16 protein-coding genes and 1 riboswitch are annotated in these 17,610 nt (G+C 52.1%); of the genes, 10 read left to right on the plus strand and 6 right to left on the minus strand.

Annotated elements, in window-relative coordinates:
• Positions 1-616 precede the first annotated feature (616 nt).
• The gene (locus DESAC_RS06770) at positions 617-826 is read left to right on the plus strand and encodes a hypothetical protein (RefSeq protein ID WP_013706326.1); all 210 of its coding nucleotides are present in this window, start codon (positions 617-619) and stop codon (positions 824-826) included.
• Here DESAC_RS06770 and nfi read toward each other — a convergent pair.
• From nfi to DESAC_RS06795, 5 genes are all read right to left on the minus strand, one after another.
• Entirely contained in the window at positions 817-1,509 is a 693-nt protein-coding gene (nfi, locus tag DESAC_RS06775) for a deoxyribonuclease V (RefSeq protein ID WP_013706327.1), read from the minus strand. The genes DESAC_RS06770 and nfi overlap by 10 nt on opposite strands.
• Positions 1,510-1,731: 222 nt before the next feature.
• Positions 1,732-2,706 carry an ABC transporter permease gene (locus DESAC_RS06780; RefSeq protein WP_013706328.1) on the minus strand — a complete coding sequence of 325 codons (975 nt, stop codon included), beginning with the start codon at positions 2,704-2,706 and terminating at the stop codon, positions 1,732-1,734.
• A gap of 109 nt (positions 2,707-2,815) precedes the next feature.
• On the minus strand, positions 2,816-4,228 hold the full coding sequence (gene tilS, locus DESAC_RS06785) for a tRNA lysidine(34) synthetase TilS (RefSeq protein WP_013706329.1): 1,413 nt from the start codon (positions 4,226-4,228) through the stop codon (positions 2,816-2,818).
• 16 nt (positions 4,229-4,244) lie between these two features.
• The gene (locus tag DESAC_RS06790; protein WP_013706330.1) at positions 4,245-4,625 is read right to left on the minus strand and encodes a response regulator; all 381 of its coding nucleotides are present in this window, start codon (positions 4,623-4,625) and stop codon (positions 4,245-4,247) included.
• Positions 4,626-4,820: 195 nt separating this feature from the next.
• Entirely contained in the window at positions 4,821-6,650 is a 1,830-nt protein-coding gene (locus tag DESAC_RS06795; protein ID WP_013706331.1) for a HAMP domain-containing sensor histidine kinase, read from the minus strand.
• Between the two features lie 316 nt (positions 6,651-6,966).
• On the opposite strand from DESAC_RS06795, the gene DESAC_RS06800 reads away from it, so the two are divergent.
• From DESAC_RS06800 to efp, 3 genes are all read left to right on the plus strand, one after another.
• Positions 6,967-9,594: a UPF0182 family protein gene (locus tag DESAC_RS06800; RefSeq protein WP_373419368.1), complete on the plus strand. Its 2,628-nt coding sequence runs from the start codon at positions 6,967-6,969 to the stop codon at positions 9,592-9,594.
• A 735-nt stretch (positions 9,595-10,329) separates the two neighbouring features.
• Positions 10,330-10,767: an FtsB family cell division protein gene (locus DESAC_RS15185; protein WP_013706333.1), complete on the plus strand. Its 438-nt coding sequence runs from the start codon at positions 10,330-10,332 to the stop codon at positions 10,765-10,767.
• Between the two features lie 167 nt (positions 10,768-10,934).
• Positions 10,935-11,495: an elongation factor P gene (efp, locus tag DESAC_RS06810; RefSeq protein WP_013706334.1), complete on the plus strand. Its 561-nt coding sequence runs from the start codon at positions 10,935-10,937 to the stop codon at positions 11,493-11,495.
• A gap of 99 nt (positions 11,496-11,594) precedes the next feature.
• On the opposite strand, the gene DESAC_RS06815 is transcribed toward efp, so the two are convergent.
• The gene (locus tag DESAC_RS06815; RefSeq protein ID WP_013706335.1) at positions 11,595-11,951 is read right to left on the minus strand and encodes a 3D domain-containing protein; all 357 of its coding nucleotides are present in this window, start codon (positions 11,949-11,951) and stop codon (positions 11,595-11,597) included.
• A gap of 156 nt (positions 11,952-12,107) precedes the next feature.
• Positions 12,108-12,249, minus strand: a riboswitch (cyclic di-AMP (ydaO/yuaA leader).
• Positions 12,250-12,693: 444 nt separating this feature from the next.
• On the opposite strand from DESAC_RS06815, the gene rplU reads away from it, so the two are divergent.
• The 6 genes from rplU to nadD all read left to right on the plus strand — a co-directional run bounded on the left by rplU (position 12,694) and on the right by nadD (position 17,478).
• On the plus strand, positions 12,694-13,008 hold the full coding sequence (gene rplU / locus DESAC_RS06820; protein ID WP_013706336.1) for a 50S ribosomal protein L21: 315 nt from the start codon (positions 12,694-12,696) through the stop codon (positions 13,006-13,008).
• Positions 13,009-13,084: 76 nt separating this feature from the next.
• Positions 13,085-13,342, plus strand: coding sequence for a 50S ribosomal protein L27 (rpmA, locus tag DESAC_RS06825; protein WP_013706337.1), 258 nt, complete (start codon positions 13,085-13,087; stop codon positions 13,340-13,342).
• 11 nt (positions 13,343-13,353) lie between these two features.
• Complete coding sequence (gene cgtA, locus DESAC_RS06830; protein ID WP_013706338.1) at positions 13,354-14,379, plus strand: Obg family GTPase CgtA; 1,026 nt, start codon at positions 13,354-13,356, stop codon at positions 14,377-14,379.
• Positions 14,366-15,523, plus strand: coding sequence for a glutamate 5-kinase (gene proB, locus DESAC_RS06835; RefSeq protein WP_013706339.1), 1,158 nt, complete (start codon positions 14,366-14,368; stop codon positions 15,521-15,523). Before cgtA ends, proB begins: the two co-directional genes overlap by 14 nt.
• A gap of 44 nt (positions 15,524-15,567) precedes the next feature.
• Positions 15,568-16,824 carry a glutamate-5-semialdehyde dehydrogenase gene (locus tag DESAC_RS06840; protein ID WP_013706340.1) on the plus strand — a complete coding sequence of 419 codons (1,257 nt, stop codon included), beginning with the start codon at positions 15,568-15,570 and terminating at the stop codon, positions 16,822-16,824.
• 9 nt (positions 16,825-16,833) lie between these two features.
• On the plus strand, positions 16,834-17,478 hold the full coding sequence (gene nadD, locus DESAC_RS06845) for a nicotinate-nucleotide adenylyltransferase (protein WP_013706341.1): 645 nt from the start codon (positions 16,834-16,836) through the stop codon (positions 17,476-17,478).
• Positions 17,479-17,610 lie beyond the last annotated feature (132 nt).

Raw genomic sequence — 17,610 nt, forward strand, 5'->3', positions numbered from 1 at the left:
GGATCTTAGAGCTAAAGTATTTTCGGTAACAAGGTCTCGGCCTGGGACCGCATTACCCGGTTAATTCTCTGCGATTTATGATGGAGTCGAGTTCCAGCCCGACCGCCGCGACAGAATATCCCCTCAATCCGGCTGAGAGGTTTTCTATAATCAATTTAGGCTAATCCGAAGCTGAGTGAAAGTCAATAAAAATGTGCTGGCGACGCCTGATACTAATTTGATGTCAAATATAGAGTAATTGGAAAACTTTCGGTGGCACAGGCGTCCCGCCTGTGCAATATTGAACAGGCCGAAAGCCTGTTCCACCTTCTTTAAGTCATCTGTTCTAAACTCTAACTTTGATGTTAAATTAGTCTGAGAAGAGGTAATCCGGGTAAAACGGCAACAATCGGTAATCAATACTCTTTTTAAAGATGATAAAATTATTCGCCTGTGGGAATTATTTCACTTGACTAAGTTTAATATTCATTGCATATTAGTGTAGAGTTTAGAAAGCCTGTTGGCAGACTTTTAAAAATAAGTATTCGGCTGTCGGCGCAAAGGGGAGATTTGGCCAGGTTGAATGGTTGTTTTAGTTGACGGCCGATAACTGGGAGCTGAAAAAGGTAAAGGATAGATGCCGGCGTTAGAGAAAATGGGGGTCATGTGTATTAATAAAGAAATACAGGGAGTTTGTCAGAATTGCCTCTGGCTGGAATGGAATCCGCAACTGAAGAGATGTAACAACTATAACACCTGTGTCTGCCGTCTCGGGCAGAGAGCGGTGTCATACAATTATGAACCGTTGCAGCCGATGTTTTTGGCTCTGAAAGATCCCTATCTGTGACGTCTCGAGGGGGGAGAGATTTCTTGTCGGCGAATGGTGTTGCTCAAGAGGTGGGCCTCCCGTAGAGGGAGGGGGAGCCGATATTTTCTAAGGCAGAGCCGGACAATGGTGAGCGATTCGGCCATTGTTACCAGATGTCCCGGAGAAATAAAGAGCGGCCGACAGTTGTTTTTCGAACGCAGTACCCAGCCAAGCTGCTGACCATGCCAGGATAGGGGGCGGCAGCTTCCTGCTTGGTCTCCCAAAGTATCGAAGTCACCCCATAAGCGACTCTTGGCACAGCCGATAGTCGGAATTCCAGATAACAGCCCCAGGTGCGAAGCCAGACCCAGCCCGCGAGGATGAGCTATGCCTTGGCCATCTACCAGGATCAATTCGGGACGGTGTTGGATTTTGGCTAACGCCTCAAGCAGGATAGGGGCCTCGCGAAAGCTCAACAGACCGGGAATATAAGGAAAGCGTTCCTCGCCAGTCATCCCCGCAGTTTCCACAACCGTCATCTCTGGAAAGTTCATGATCACTATTGATCCGAAGATTTTTCTTTCGGCCTTGGAATAGGAGACATCAACCCCGGCTAGCAGCCGCGGTGGATGGGGCAAGGGGGCCAACCTCACCTGGGAGCGCAGGAGCGCCTGAAGCCGGCGGGCTTCCTCGTAGGTTGGGGGCCAATCCTCTGTCCACATAGACGTCTCAGTCATCTCGCACCAGTTCAGCGCAGTTCATAATCCGCTTTATGCATGAGGTTTAGAAAGTTCTGGATAAGCTATTAAAATATCATAGATGATAAGATTTGACCAAAAACGGCCTGTTCTTTGCGCAGCCTGGAAAACCTGGCCCACCGGTCAGATGCTATTTAATTGAATTATCCGGGATAAGAGCCTCCCATCCTTTAGTTTACCTGTACGTTAGCCCACCCGTAGACGGGGGTCAACCAGGGCGTAGGAAATATCTGCCAGGAGGTTGCCAAAAAGGGTCAAGACCGCGCCGATGACCAGTTCGCCCATGACCAGGGGGTAGTCCCGGGACATGACGGCGCCGTAGAACAGTTGCCCCATACCCGGGATGGCGAAGATGGACTCAAAGATGACGCTGCCGCCGATCAAGCCGGGTACCGATAATCCCAAGATAGTTACTACCGGCATGAGGGCGTTGCGCATAGCGTGTTTGAAGATTACCGTGCGTTCGGCCAGGCCCTTGGCCCGAGCGGTGGTAATATAATCCTGGCGGATGACTTCCAACATATTGCCCCGCATATAGCGCGACATGCCGGCCAAACCGCCGAAAGCCGAAACCAATACCGGCAGGGTCAGGTGCTCTGCCAGATCGCGGATTTTTTCCCAGAAGGTGAAGCGCTCATAGAACAGCGAGGTCAACCCGGAAAGAGGCAGCCAGTCCAGATAGACCCCGAAGAACATCATCAACAGCAAGGCCAGCCAGAAACTGGGCATGGCGAAACCGAGAAAGACGAACAGGGTGGTACCCCGGTCGAACCAGGAATGAGGGTGAGTGGCGGCGATGACCCCGATAGGGATGGCTATCGCCAGAATCAACAGCATGGCCAGGAGATTAATAGTAATGGTGACAGGCAGACGCTCCCTGATTTTGTCCCAGACCGGGCGGCCATCAGGAGAGAACGAACGGCCCAAATCCAGGCGGGCCAGCCGGGATAGCCAGTCGACGTACTGTAGGTGCAGCGGTTTGTCCAGGCCATAGAGTTCCCGCAGTCGCTTCTGGGCCTCCAGAGAGGCCTTGGGGTTCATCATGGTCTGCAGGTCCGTGGGAGAGCCGGGGGCCAGATGGATCACTACGAAAGAAACCAGCGTGATTCCGAGGAACATGGGAATCAGCAAGAGAATGCGGTTTATCAGGTAACGCAGCATGGGTTGTTAAGTTCTCCTGTACTCGCTTCCCATTAGAACATGTTTAAGCCGTTCTGGCAACGATTGAGCAGTTTTCCCGGCCCCGGCCCAGCATTAGAAGTGTGGAGGATTAAGGGGTATGTTCTCGGATAGCTCGCGCTTCCACCTTGAAGATCTGGTGCGTTTCGGCAGTAATTTTTACTGTCTCGGCCAGCCGGTAGCCGACCACCCAGATGATCTGCTCCCGACTCAGCAGCAGGGGGATAAAAGGGCGCTCTTGTCGGGGGACCTTGGCATCCACGAAAAAATCCTGCAGTTTTTTGACGCCGGTCATTCCCAAGGGCTGAAACCGGTCACCGGGCCGGAAGGTGCGCAACCGTAAGGGAAAATCCAAGCGCTGTTGGTCCATCAGGGCGATAGAAGGATGGGCAGAGGAGAAATCATAGTTTTCGGCTGGCAACTCGCTGGTCCAGGTGAAGGTGCGACCGAGGGCGTTAAGCATGCCACCCCCTTGCTCCGGGAGGATGAATTCTGACCAGGGTGTTGGGACCGGGGATTCCTTGGTGAACTGAAGCTCGGAATATTGGCGCACCAGCCGCCAGCCACCCGGTAGGGATATTTCTCCGGCCGGTTGGGGACGTTGAGCTAGTTTCCGAGCGGCTTCTACATGATCGAAGGTCAGACGGTTCAGGTCGACCCCGGCCTGGGCCAGGGCCAGGCGCAGCACCCTTCGCTGTATGGCCGGCGGGAGGGCTAACAGTCCATCTACTGGCAGACTCGGGCAAGCGGCGGCGGCGGTCTTAAGCCGGTCCAGGTTAATAGCCGCCTCCTGGCTGAGATATTCTTCCTGTTCCTGAAGTAATGCCTGGAGGTGTTCCACCGCCGCCGGCAGTCGGGGATTATAGGACAGGAGTTGCGGCAGCAGGTCCAACCGCAGTTGATTGCGGCGGTAATGTCGACTCAGGTTGCTGGCGTCCTCCCGGAAAGGAAGCTGGCAGGAAGCCAGCCAGGCCAAAATCCGGGTCTTGGGAGTTCCTAACAGCGGCCGGATGATACCTGTCGGACTCTGCGGCCACATGCCCTTTAATCCCTCCGGGCCGCTGCCGCGCAGCAACCTTAAGAAAAATAGTTCTAGTTGGTCATCCGCGGTATGACCGAGGGCCAGTTTGTGATAGTGATGCCGCTGCCTAATCGTGTGGAAAAATTTTAGCCGTAGTTGGCGGGCCGCCATCTGCACCGAGATTTTTTCCTGTTGGGCATGACGCCTGACATCTCCCTCACCGTGGAAAAAAGGCAGTTTCAGGGCTTCGGCCAATTTTGCCACCCAGGCAGCGTCGTCTTGAGAGTCAGCCCCTCGCAACTTATGGTCAAAATGCGCCACTCCCAGGGAAATCGGCCAACCGGGTGCTAGCCGGTGCAGCAGATGCAGCAGGGCGGTTGAATCAGGTCCGCCCGAGACTCCCACCAGGACGCGATCGTGGGGTTGGATGAGGCGATGGGTTTGAATATAGGTAGAGACGAGTTTGGAAAGAGTTGTTGTCAAGTCGGTGCTGGGGATCTCAGGCGATTCTCGGTTCTGGCGGCGGGCATAGAGCCGTCATGACCTCCAGGAGATCGGATTTGGAAAAAGGCTTGATGAGGAAACGATCTACTACGGCCGGCAGTCCTTCGGCGTGGCGCCAGGGTTGATATTCCGAGGAGATCAAAATGGTGCGGCAGTCTGGCCACCTCTCCCGCAAACTTTGAGCAATTTCTAGACCGTTGCTAATGGGCAGGTGGTAGTCGATAATTGCCGCGGCAAAACTCTCCCCGGACAACATGTCTTCCAAACCTAAACCCGAGGCTAAAGATTTCACTTCATACCCGGCACGGCGTAATATATCTTCCAGTGCCATTCGAGTCCACTGGTCATCATCAACAACAAGAACCTTGACGGCCATGGATTCTCCCCTCCTCGATACATCATAATAAAAAATTTCTCTGCAAGCAAGATGCCATACAAGAGAAAAGGCCAGGGCGCGTCAAAACAGCGAGAGATTAAGAGAGGTTACAATCCTTTCGGTTATAATGCATTAAATATTAGGGATTAATTTTCCCGGAATTCCCTATCTTTTTGACAAGAAAGCGGCGTCGGTTTAGAGATTGTCTTCAATCTGGGAGTCTGGTGGCAGAGATTGGTCTGATCCGGTGATATCTCCGCAAGGCAGCACCAGATGCATTTTCATTCCCTGACCGGGCTGGCTTTCGGCCCAGATCTGACCGTGGTGAGCCTCCACGATGGTCTTGCAGATATAGAGTCCCAAACCGGAGCCGCCGGCGCGGTGTTTGCGACTGTAGCTTCCTCGCCCGGGATATTTCTGGAATAGATTTTTAAGGTCATCCGGGTCTAGACCACAGCCGGTATCGCCGACGATGATTTCGACGGCGGCGGCGCCGTTATCCAGAGTCAGGGACCGGGCGGCAATCTCTATCCGGCCGCCGGGTGAAGTGGCCTCCAGGGCGTTGGCGATGAGGTTGAACAACACCCTTTCGAGGTAGCGTTCATCAGCCCACACCGGCGGCAGGGTGGGCGGTATCAGTGCCTGCAAGGTAATCCCTTGATTGTTGGCCATGTTGGAATATTGATTGATAAGCCGCTGAATAGTGAAGTCCAAATATACTTCTTCGGGTTGGAGTTTTAGTTGGCCTGATTCATAGCGGGAGATGTCTAAAACGTTGTGCAGGTGTAACAACAGCGCCTCACTGCTTTCAATAATGCCCTGCAATTTATGGCTGATCTCGGGAGGAAGCGATTCATCCTGCAAGGTTTCGATGGTCAGCCGCACGCCGGTGAGGGGGGCCTTAATATCATGGACGATCATTGAAAGGAAATCGGCATTGGCCGCAATGCGATCCCGTTCTTCCTGCAGGAGGCGGGTTTTTTCCCGCAGGGCCCGGGTCATGGCGTTGAAGGACTCGGCCAATTCTCCTAGTTCATCCCGGTTGGTAACCGGGATATCACCGGCCAATTCCTCCTGCGCCGCCCGGCGAGTGCCCTCGGCCAGATGAAAGATCTGGCGGCGCATACCTAACGAAAGCAGGAAACTGAGGGAGAGGCCAACCAGGGCAGCACCCCCGCCGACGCTGAAGATAACCAGGTGCAGGGCCCTTTCGGCGGCGTTCACCTGGTCCTGGCTCACTCCGACGACCAAGAGGTTTTCCCAGGGTTGTTCTTCCTGTTCCAAGGGCAAAAAGTTAAGCGTATATTTCTTATTGCCTAAAACGAGGCTCTGGATCCGGTCTAATCCTACCGCAGCTCTATTTTTGCCGAATTTCAAAACCTGGAAGGCGGATTCGGGCAGGTCCTTAAAAGAATTGACTACTGGATGATCAGCGAAGAAGATGGCTACTTCAGCTCCGGTGCCTTGGGAGAGGGATTCCACAAAACTTTTGTCTACTAACATGCCGGTGAGCACTACTCCCACCACCTCATCATTGTAATAGAGTGGAGCCGCGGCACTCAGGGAAATGCTATCTTTCCACTGGGTCATGCGGCTGCTGCGCTTGCCTTTCAGGGCCGCTTTGATCAGCGGGTTGCCGGAGATGTCAACCCCGATGGCGCGCGGAGCATGCACCCGCACTGCAATAACCCCCCGTCGGTCAGTGATGGTGAGAATATTCAGGCCCACCTCCCGCATCTGATGGCTGGCCAACCGGGCCAGTTTCTCGATCTCATTGTAATAGAGGAGCTCGCCATAATTAACATTGTTGGCCAGAATGTCGGCGTACTGCACCACCCGCTGGTTTTTGCCGCGATAATCGGCCAATACCAGGCTGGCCACCAACTCCACCTGTTGGCGGTGCCAGGTTAAGATCTGTTCCGCCGCCAGGTATTGGATAACGATTAACAGGCCGATCAGGGCGAACAACAGGGAGGCCAGGTTGACCCCCATTAATTTCATGCCAACTTTATTTTTGATAAACATAGACTTCACAACCAAAATGTCGCTGACGCATTATTATACCTAATTGTCATAACCGATAAATCACCCGCAAACCATGAAAATAATCTCTATAGGGACGGCCCTTGGTGGGCGTCCCAACTATTGGCGGCCCCTTAACCTGGTTCAATATATCAAAATAGCAAAATTTTTCATGGGAATGCAGCTTAATTTTCGGATTTGAAATTGTCTTGCGGACGTGCGTGCAATACAATATAACATTGCCGTATGGTTAAACGGGGTTAAACCGATTGCAGAACTGAAGCAGGATGAGGCAAGGAGAGAAGGTATAATGCAGCGATTGAAGCGGTGGCTTTTGACACTACTGATCGGTGGGTTGCTTTTCGTGGTGGGTTATTTTCTTTTTGCCGTGCTGTTTACCGAATTCATGGTGGATTTGTGGTGGTTCCGTTCTCTGGGGTATGAAAAGTATTTCTGGTTGCGCCTGGGTTACCAATATCTTATTTTTGCTGCTTTCACTCTGCTGTTCTTTTGTACCTTCTTCCTTAATTTCTGGATCGGCTCGAGATACTTAGGCAATGTGGAGCCGCCGATGCCCACTGATCAGGCAAGATCGAAGTACCGGGAACTGGTCCGCCACTTCCGCGTCGGTTCTCTGAGGGTCTATGGACCTTTCAGTTTAGCTCTGGCTGTGCTGGTGGCCTGGCCGCTCTATAAAAAATGGGATGCCGCCCTGTTATATGTCTTTAGCCAACCCGCAGGGTTTCAAGACCCGTACTTTGGCGTGGATATCAGCTATTATTTCTTTTCTCTCCCAATATATCAGCTTTTATTGAATGAGATGTTGGTGGCGCTGCTACTCCTTACCAGCGGCCTGTTGCTCCTGTATTGGCTGGAGCGCCGCCTGCTGGCCAGACAGGAACTGCATCTGCCAAAGGGTGCCAGGATTCATCTAAGTCTCTTGCTATGCCTGCTCTTCGGCCTGGCTGCCTGGAAGTTATTTCTGCAACGCTATGAACTGCTTTACGAGACAAACCACGCCCCTCTCTTTTATGGCCCCGGTTTTGTTGAGATGCGGGTGATTTTGCCCCTGATATATATTTCTCTGGCTGGGCTTATCGGTTTAGTCTGTTGTCTGCTCTACTACATCCATACGCGCCGGGGTCTGAAACCTCTGGCGGTGGCTGGCATCATTCTAGTATTGGCCCTGGGAGCCCGGTATTCCCAGTCGCTCTCCAATGCTGTGCAAAAATATATTGTCAAACCGAATGAGATCAGTCGTGAGAAAGATTTTATTGAAAAAAATATTGCTGCAACTCTGAGGGCCTACAATTTGCACGAGGTGGAAATCCGGGAATTTTCCCTGGATGATCTTCCCTGGGACGATAAAGCGCCCCAGATCAAGGCCAATCTGAGGAATATTCCGGTGTGGGATAAGGAAGTGCTCGGAGACGTCTTTGAACAACTGGAACAACTGCGGACCTACTATGATTTTACCGGCGTGAGTGTGGATCGGTATAATGTCAACGGCCTGCATCAACAGGTGTTTCTGGCTGCTCGGGAGCTGAATCTGCAAGAACTGCCCGAGGGCGCCCGAAATTGGGTAAATGAGCGGCTGAAATATACCCATGGCTGCGGCGTGGTCATGGTTCCGGCGGCCCAGGCCGGGGATGAACCTATGACCTGGTTCATTCAAGGAATTCCGCCGACGTCGGCCTACGGCTTTCAGATAGACGAACCCGCCATCTATTACGGCAGGGCAAAATACGGCCCGGCTATTGCTCCCAATGATAGCGGTGAGATGGGTTATCCGACCGCGGACACAATTTCGATAGTCAATTACCTTGGCAAGGGAGACGTGCAGGTATCGAATCTCTTCCGCAAGCTGATTTTTGCGCTCTATTTTGGCGAGAAAGATATTTTCTTTACTACGAAGACCAACCGTGACAGCCGGATGCTCTTTCGACGCAACATTGTAGAGCGGGTCAAGGCCCTGACGCCTTTCTTTACTATGGATAAGGATCCGTATGTGGTAGTGACGCCGAAGGGATTGTTTTGGCTGCAAGATGCCTATATCACCTCTGACCGCTATCCCGGAGCCCAACCATGTGAGTCGGGATTTAACTACATCCGCAATTCTGTCAAGATCGTAATCGATGCCTATGACGGAAGTGTGGATTACTATGTCGCCGACCCGCAAGATCCAGTCATTCAGGCTTATCGGCGCATTTATCCGGGCCTGTTGAAAAACCTGGAGGAGCTGCCGGAAGGGCTAAAGGGGCATGTCCGCTATCCAAAAGATTTTTTCGACGTCCAAATGGGCGTTTACAGCAAGTACCATCAATATGACGTGGAAGAATTCTACAAACAGGAGGATATGTGGGAGTTTCCGGAAGCAGGGATGGGCAGCAGACTCAGGAGAATGAACCCCTACTACCTCAGCCTCAATATCATCGATCCCCGGCGGATGGATTTCCTGCTGCTCTGCCCCATGACACCCAAAGCCAGGGCCAACCTGAGGTCGCTGTGTGTAGTGGGCTGCGACGAGCCAAACTACGGCAAGATCATTATCTATAGCTTCCCCAGGGGGTCTCTGATACATGGACCTTCCCAGGTGGATGCCATGATTAATCAGGACACCAGGGTAGCCGAGCAATTCACCCTCTGGAACCAGATGGGATCGCAAGTGGAGCGGGGAAATATAGTTGTTCTGCCGGTAGATGGATCTATTGTCTATATCCAGCCGGTTTATCTCAAGGCTGCGGGCAAATTGAAGATTCCGCAATTGAAAAGACTTTTGGTTTGCAAAGGCGAAACCGTGGTGATGGCCCCATCCCTGGAAGAAGGATTTGAGATCTTAAATGAGCGGTTTCAGGCCCAATCAGAGAGAATCAGGAGGCGGCTAAAACCCGGTATTCCTGAGGCCGGTGAGGTTCCCAACGGGGAGGAGAAGCCGCCATCCCGGTGAGCCAATGTTTTATCCGGACGGCTAAAATTCTCCGATATCCTTCAGTTTCAAGGATCGAACGTCCACTTATGAGTCAGCCGAAGAGAGCAAATTCTGGATGCGGGTGCTGGCAGTATTGCAACTTCCTAAATTTTAACCCAAAATCTGAACACTAAGAGCAGATTTTGATTGACCTCAGCCGCCTCTTTCTGCGATTATTATCTAGAAAAGGGTTTAATTTTCAGCTCGGACGATACATGAACTGGAAGCTTAAGGTGATGATATATTTTATTTAGGAGATAAGTTTCGAGTTGCAAGGTTCGAGTTGAACGGATCAACATCAGCAGATCGTTGCGGTCTTATTTTCATGGTTTGCGAGTAACTTGTATAAAAACAGTGAGCCGTGAGCCGTGAGCCGTGAGCAGCAAAAACATTATTGTGAGCAGCCGCCACGATTCTGTTTTTATGCTTCGTTGTGTTCGGCAGAACATGTGAACTTATATAAAAACAGTGAGCCGTGAGCCGTGAGCAGCAAAAACATTATTGTGAGCAGCCGCACCGATTCTGTTTTTATGCTTCGTTGTGTTCTTGAGAACATGTGCACTTATAAGTAATTATAATAACTTTTGATTTTCCAGACCTTAGGGCAGGGTGTAGTACGAATAGCCGATTTTGTCTGTTGAAATGGGGTGTGCGTGCCTTTTCAGCCTAGATTGTCGCAGCAGTCTCAATTTATAACGGTTTAACGGATAAACCATGGCCTTGCCGCATGCCAAGAGAGGGTCCAAGTCGCCTGTCGGTGGATCTAACCCGAGTCCCATGGAGAAGATTTCAGGAGGGAGGCTTTACTGGGTTCTGTTGGCGCTCCTCGGCCTGGCTCTCGGAGCTACATTGCTTTTCGGTAACAAAGGGCTCTATCATTTGTATCAGTTGCGGCAGGAGAGGGAGCGTCTGTTTCAGGCGAATCTCAGTCTGAAAGACGAAAATGAGCGTCTGGTGAAGACTATCGATCGCTTACAGAACGATCGGGAATTTATCGAAGATACAATCCGGAAAGAGCTTAATTTTATCAAGAAAAATGAAGTGATCTATCAATTAGCACCGGAGGTGGGTTCTGGTCCGAAAGTTACCCAGGCGCCTGCCTTAGGTCCCCCACCCAATCCTACGGCCAGAAGCAAACGGACCGGCCGTTGATCTAGAAATTCGGAGTTCAGCCGCAAGCTGATTGAGGTAACTTACGACGATGGGAATAACCGATCATCCATCCAGATTGTGAATCTACTCCCCGGCGTATTGTATTAGCTGAAAGCTGCAAGTCTCCTAATATTTTTCACTAAACCATCGGGATTGAAAGAGGTATCATGTATTCTACGGCAGATTTTCGCAAGGGATTAAAGATCGAATGGGAGGGAACACCTTACCTTATCGCTGATTTTCAGCATGTCAAACCTGGCAAGGGTGGGGCCTTCGTCCGCACCAAGCTGAAAAACTTGGTCAATGGTCGGGTTGTTGACCAAACCTTTCGCTCCGGAGAAAAAGTCGAGCGGCCGGACCTGCAGGAAAAAGATATGCAGTATCTGTATCGCGAAGAAGATCGTTTCTGCTTTATGGACAACGAGACATATGAACAGATCTGGCTCACCGCCGATCAATTGGGTGACGGCAAAGGTTTTTTGCAGGACAATTTAAACCTCAAGGTGATCTATTACAAGAACCAACCCATAACTGTTGAATTGCCCACTTTTGTAGAGCTGACGGTGAGCCATACCGAACCCGGGTTTCGGGGAGACACCGCCAGCGGTGGCAACAAACCGGCCACCATGGAAACCGGCGCCGTCATTCAGGTGCCTTTGTTCATAGAGGTGGGGGACCGCCTGAAGGTGGATACCCGCACCGGCTCCTATGTAGAGCGTCTAAAATAATTCACCCTGCTACACTCAAAGAGCCGCACCTATCGGTGTTCTAGAAATGATAAGCAGTAGCTGCCTAACAGGATTAGGCGATTACCAGGTTCGCGCCCATTATACCATTTTCACGAGTAAAATATTGCGTTTCACTCCGAAGCGAGCGGCCTTGGAACGGGATTTAAACCAGATGTCAGCCTGTTGCCTTTTAGAGCGCGCCATCCGGTCATGGAAGGTAAAGGTTCCTAAACCTTCCAAGTTGACTTTTTCGCCAAATTGCATATCGAGGGTTCGCTCTAGATCGCGGCTGAGAGCAACTACGCCGGGTTGCACGCGCACGCCGGAAGCCGTTCTACCGGTGTGGGAATAGGCTGTTACCTTGACTACCGCCATAGTGAGAGAAACTGTGGGTTGGGGAGCGGAAAAAACCGCTAGACATATACCCAATAATGATAATAGTATAATCTTTCTCATTGGTTACCTCCGAATTGACCCCTGCTCAATTTTTAGGAATACTCTTCCTCCCGATTCTTGGGGACATTTCCCCCAGAATAGGTACAATGGGGGTGCTGGTTTAGAAGGAAGTTGCCGGGACGAGAATGAATCGAGGATCCCGCGGTGGATCGCCTCAATAGCTTGCTTTAATGCCTACGTGGTTAGCTTATAGGTTAGAGCTAAAGCATGCCCCTCCCCGCCTTTACAGGCTGGGGATTCACCCATATATGTGGTTCCCCCGCTCTCCCCTGAATGAGAGATTCGGCTAACTATTTTTGGTCCTCCAACCAGCGTTACTTATCATGACTGTTTAGATTGCCCTACCTTGTATCCCATTTCACAATAATTGTCAACAAAAAAGTGGCCTGATTCTCATAACCTTTAGATAATATATAGAAATTATGTTCATTGAGGAGAAATCGGCACCTTGTATTATGCACTTGGTTCAGTATGTGATAATGTAGGCGTATCTGCTTTATCCAGAGCAATATGAATAGGTTAACCTCTCCAAAGTATGGAGATGTCGGCCTCATCAAGCAGGCTCAGGGCCGAGTATTTTTGCCTTTAATGGTAAGAATATTTTTCCTGGGTCTTGACCGGCTTATGCCAGTCTGCCGGGTATGATCCAGACATGTTCATGGTATCGGCATTATTAACTTTAAACTTGACATGTAGATAAAATAATATTTATATTAACCTGTTGATGTTAGAGGAGGGTAATGTGTACGCAATCGTTCAAACCGGCGGGAAACAGTATCGGGTGCAACCCGGCGACGTGCTGCGTGTAGAGCGTCTGGCAGGAGAAGTAGGGGACGATATCACGTTGGACCAGGTCCTTTTGGTAGCGGCCGAGGATGAATTTCAAGTAGGGCGGCCCCTGATTGACGGCGCCTTCATTAGGGGTCAGATCCTACGTCAGGGCCGGGCCAGAAAAATTCTGGTCTTCAAGAAGAAGAGACGCAAGGATTATCGGCGCTTACAGGGACATCGGCAGCAATACACCGCCTTGCAGGTTAAAGAGATCAGGTTAGCATAATAGTGCGTCCTGTGGGAGCGGTCGTCGGGTAATGGCGGCGTGGCTACCGAGCGTACTATGAGAGGAGGGTATAGTCTTGGCACATAAAAAAGCCGGCGGTAGTTCCCGCAACGGCCGTGACAGTCATGGGCAGAGGCGTGGCGTCAAGCGTTTTAGCGGTCAAATGGTCCAGGCCGGCAATATTTTGGTTCGCCAATTGGGCACCCGTATTCATCCGGGAGAGAATGTCGGTATGGGCAGGGATTACACTCTGTTTGCCAAGGTTACCGGGGTGGTAGCCTACGAGGCTTTTGGCCGCAACCGGAAAAGGGTCAGCGTCTATCCGACACCGTAAAGGGGAACAGCGTGCCGCAACGGCGCTTTGCCGATGAAGCCGATATCGTTGTTGAGGCCGGGTGCGGCGGTGCTGGTTGTGTGAGTTTTCAGCGGCGGCGTTTTCAACCTAGAGGAGCGCCGGACGGGGGTGATGGGGGTGATGGTGGCGATGTCATCCTGGTAGCCTGCAGTTCGCTGCGGACGTTAGCCAATTTCCGCCATCAACGTCACTTTCGGGCCCAAAAAGGCGAATCTGGCCGCGGTCAGTTAAAAAAAGGGGCACATGGGGCCAACTTGGAAATTCCTGTCCCTCCCGGTACTATGGTGCTCGATGCTGGCAGCGGGCAATTATTGGCGGATTTGGTCAAAGTGCCTGATACCGTCGTAGTGGCTCAAGGCGGACGGGGGGGGAAAGGTAATGCTCATTTCGGTTCTTCTCGATTGCGTTCGCCGCGTTTTGCCCAATCAGGCGAGCCGGGGCAGCAGCGCCAGCTCCGCTTGGAATTACACCTTTTGGCTGACGTCGGTCTCATCGGGTCTCCCAATGCCGGTAAGACGACGCTTCTTGCCAGGCTGACGGCCTCCAAGGCCCGTGGCTCGAGCCATCCTTTCTCTACTTTAGAACCCAACTTAGGCGTCATCCAGCATGAAGAACATGATTCCATCATTGTGGCCGATATTCCGGGACTTATTACCGGGGCCCATTTGGGCAAAGGTCTAGGCGACCGTTTCCTGCGGCATGTGCAGCGTACTCGCCTGCTCCTGCAGGTGGTGGATGCTTCCGTGCTGGACCCGACGGCGCCCTGCGCTCCGGTAGAGCTCATTCGTAAAGAGCTGGGAACGTATGATCCTCAGCTGCTCCTCAAAAAGTATCTGGTGGTCCTGAATAAAATCGATCTGTTGTCTCAAGATTTCCCGCTGCCGGCAGTTATTGCCGCCTTACAACGGTGCGGTTGGCCCTGTTTGGCCCTTTCGGCGCTCACCGGTCAGGGCGTGGCGCGTCTGGAAGAAATGATCTGGTGCCAGTTAGAAACTCTTTCTGATGTTGCAGCCTAGTCAAAGGAAACTTCTCCAAAGTCAGATTATTGCCCGAACCCGGAGGGTGGTCATCAAGGTGGGCAGTGCGGTGATGACTACCGCTGAGGGTTTGAATCAGGCGGCCATCGATGAATTGACCGATACTATGGCGCACCTGCTCCGGGAAGGGCGTGAGGTTGTCTTGGTATCCTCAGGTGCCATTGCCGCCGGTTTCAAGAAGATCGGTCTGACGGCCAAGCCCAGGTCAATCCCGCAGAAACAGGCGGTGGCTGCTATCGGTCAGACCACGCTGATGCAAAAATACGAGCAGGCCTTTGCCCGCCACGGTGTCAAGGTGGCGCAGATCCTCTTGACCCGCAATGATCTGGCCAATCGGCGCCGCTATCTAAATGCCCGCAACACTCTCTTTACCCTGTTAAATTGGAAGGTGCTGCCGGTTATTAACGAAAATGATACGGTGGTAGTAGAGGAGATTCAATTCGGGGACAACGATAATCTTTCGGCCCTGATCAGCAGCGTCGTTCAAGCCGGTCTTTTGATCATTTTAACGGATATCGATGGGTTGTACGATCAGGATCCCCGCTTACACCCGGAGGCCAAATTAATTCCGCTGGTCGAAAAAATCGATCTCCGGTTGGAGCGCGCTGCCAGTCGCCAACCTGGTATCATCGGTTCCGGAGGGATGTTCAGCAAGATTCAGGCGGCCAAAAAAGCCGCCAGCGTCGGCATTCCCACCATCATTGCCCACGGCTTGAAGCCGCGCATTATCCAACGGCTGTTTGATGGAGCCGAAGAAGGGACCTTATTTTTGTCGCCCGCCGCCAAATTGAGCAGCCGGCAATACTGGCTGGCTTACACTACTAATCCGGCCGGGGAAATTGTCGTGGACGATGGCGCCCGGCAGGTTTTGCGGTATCAGGGGAAGAGCCTGTTGCCGGCTGGGATTATCGGGGTCAACGGCCGCTTCAGTGCCGGAGCGGCGGTTCGTCTCTTGGACCGGGGCGGGGAGGTCATCGGCATCGGGCTCAGCAATTATTCTGCCAGTGACATAGCCTGTATTAAGGGTCTGCAGACCTGCAACATTCAGCAGTCGCTGGGGTATAAGGGCTATGATGAAGTAGTGCACCGGGATAATATGGTTATTTTTCCGGAATCGTCGTAAAGGCAGCTTGCTTTGTACTCAGCACTCGAAGAAAGACCGATACTATGGACATGGCTACAGTTGTAAAGCATATGGCCCAGGAGGCCAAGGCGGCGGCTCGCAGTTTGGCGGTGCTGCCCACCGCCGTGAAAAACCAGGCCCTGGCTGGTTTGGCCCAGAGTCTGGAACAGCATAGGGAACTTATCCAGGAAGAAAACCAGAAGGACATTGTGGAGGCAAAAAAGCAGAATTATCCGGCGGCCTTTATTGATCGACTCACTTTGTCCGATAAGGTTCTTAAGTCTATGGTACAGGGCCTCCACGATGTTATCCACCTGCCTGATCCGGTGGGGGCGGTCACTTCTATGTGGCGGCGTCCCAATGGCCTGTTGGTGGGACGGCAGCGCATTCCTTTAGGGGTAATCGGGTTTATTTACGAGTCGCGGCCAAATGTTACGGTTGACGCCGGAGCGTTATGTCTCAAGAGCGGTAACGCAGTCATCTTGAAGGGCGGTAAAGAGGCCATCCGCTCTAACCTGGCTCTCAGCCGCCTCATGGCGCAGGCCCTATCCGAGGTCGGCGCTCCGGCGGCCGCCGTGCAGGTCATTCCCACTACGGAGCGGGAAGCGGTGGTGGAGCTGTTGAAACTTGATGAACTGATCGACATTGTCATCCCGCGCGGGGGAGAGGGGCTGATTCGTTTTGTGGCGGAGAATTCCCGTATCCCGGTGCTGAAGCATTACAAAGGTGTTTGCCATATCCTGGTGGATGCCGACGCCGATCTGGAGATGGCCGAAACTATCTGTTTCAATGCCAAGGTGCAGCGTCCGGGGGTGTGCAACGCCATGGAAACCCTGCTCATTCATCAGGATGTGGCGCGGCGTTTTATTCCCCGCATGTTTGCCCGTTTTCGGGAGGCAGGGGTTGAGCTCCGGGGTTGTCCCGAGACTTGTGCACTGGATCCCCAGGTAAAGCCGGCCGTTGCCACTGACTGGGGCTATGAATTTTCAGACTTGATTCTAGCAGTGAAAGTTGTTCCCGATCTGGAGGCCGCCCTAGATCATATCGCCCGCTACGGCTCGTATCATACGGAAGCTATTGTGACGCAAAATTATGGTCATGCCCAGCGCTTTTTGAATGAGGTGGATTCTTCGGTGGTGCTGGTGAACGCTTCTACCCGGTTTAACGACGGCGGAGAGTTGGGGTTGGGCGCCGAGATCGGCATCAATACCTCGAAACTGCATGCCTTCGGGCCCATGAGCCTGGAAGAGCTGACCACCACCAAATTTATCGTTTATGGGTCGGGACAGATCCGACAATGATGGTGCACCGTGCGCCTGGGACTTTTTGGGGGCACTTTTAATCCGATTCATTACGGTCACTTGCGGGCTGCTGAAGAAGCTGTGGAGATTCTGCAGTTGCAGCGCCTCCTGTTTATTCCGGCGGCTCGGCCCCCCCACAAGAACACCAAGACAGTAACCCCTTTTGCCATCCGGCTGGCCATGACCCGCCTGGCGGTAGCTGAGATCCCGCATTTTGATGTCTCAGATATCGAAAATCAGCGGCCGGAAAAGTCTTACTCCATTGAGACCCTGCGGCTCTTTCGTCGGCAATTTGGCTCCGAGGTCGAGATTTTTTTCATTGTCGGTCTGGATGCCATGCTTGAGATCGACACCTGGAAAGATTATCAAGACCTGTTTACCCTCTCTCATTTCTTTGTATTAGACCGGCCGGGCTACGACCCCTGCGATTTGGAACGGATTTTACGCCGCAAAGTTGACCCGCAGGGTGTCTATCAGGCGGATGCCAGAGTTTTCCAACACTCGTCCGGTAATTGTATTTATTTTCGTCCTACTACCCATTTGGATATCTCTTCCAGTCGCATCCGCCTCCTGGCTAGTCGGGGGCAATCACTGCGTTTCCTCTTGCCGGAGGAGGTAAGACGGTTTATATTGGATAATAAGGTATATGGTTAGATTAGAACATAGATGATTTTCATGGTTCGTGGGTGGCCGATAGGTATTGGCAATTATTTAGAAATGATTCTCAGGGGGAGCAGCAATCCTGGGGGCGAATACAAGCTTCACCCCTAGAGAGGTGATTTCAAG

The sequence above is a fragment of the Desulfobacca acetoxidans DSM 11109 genome, assembly GCF_000195295.1.
Lineage (GTDB): Bacteria > Desulfobacterota > Desulfobaccia > Desulfobaccales > Desulfobaccaceae > Desulfobacca > Desulfobacca acetoxidans.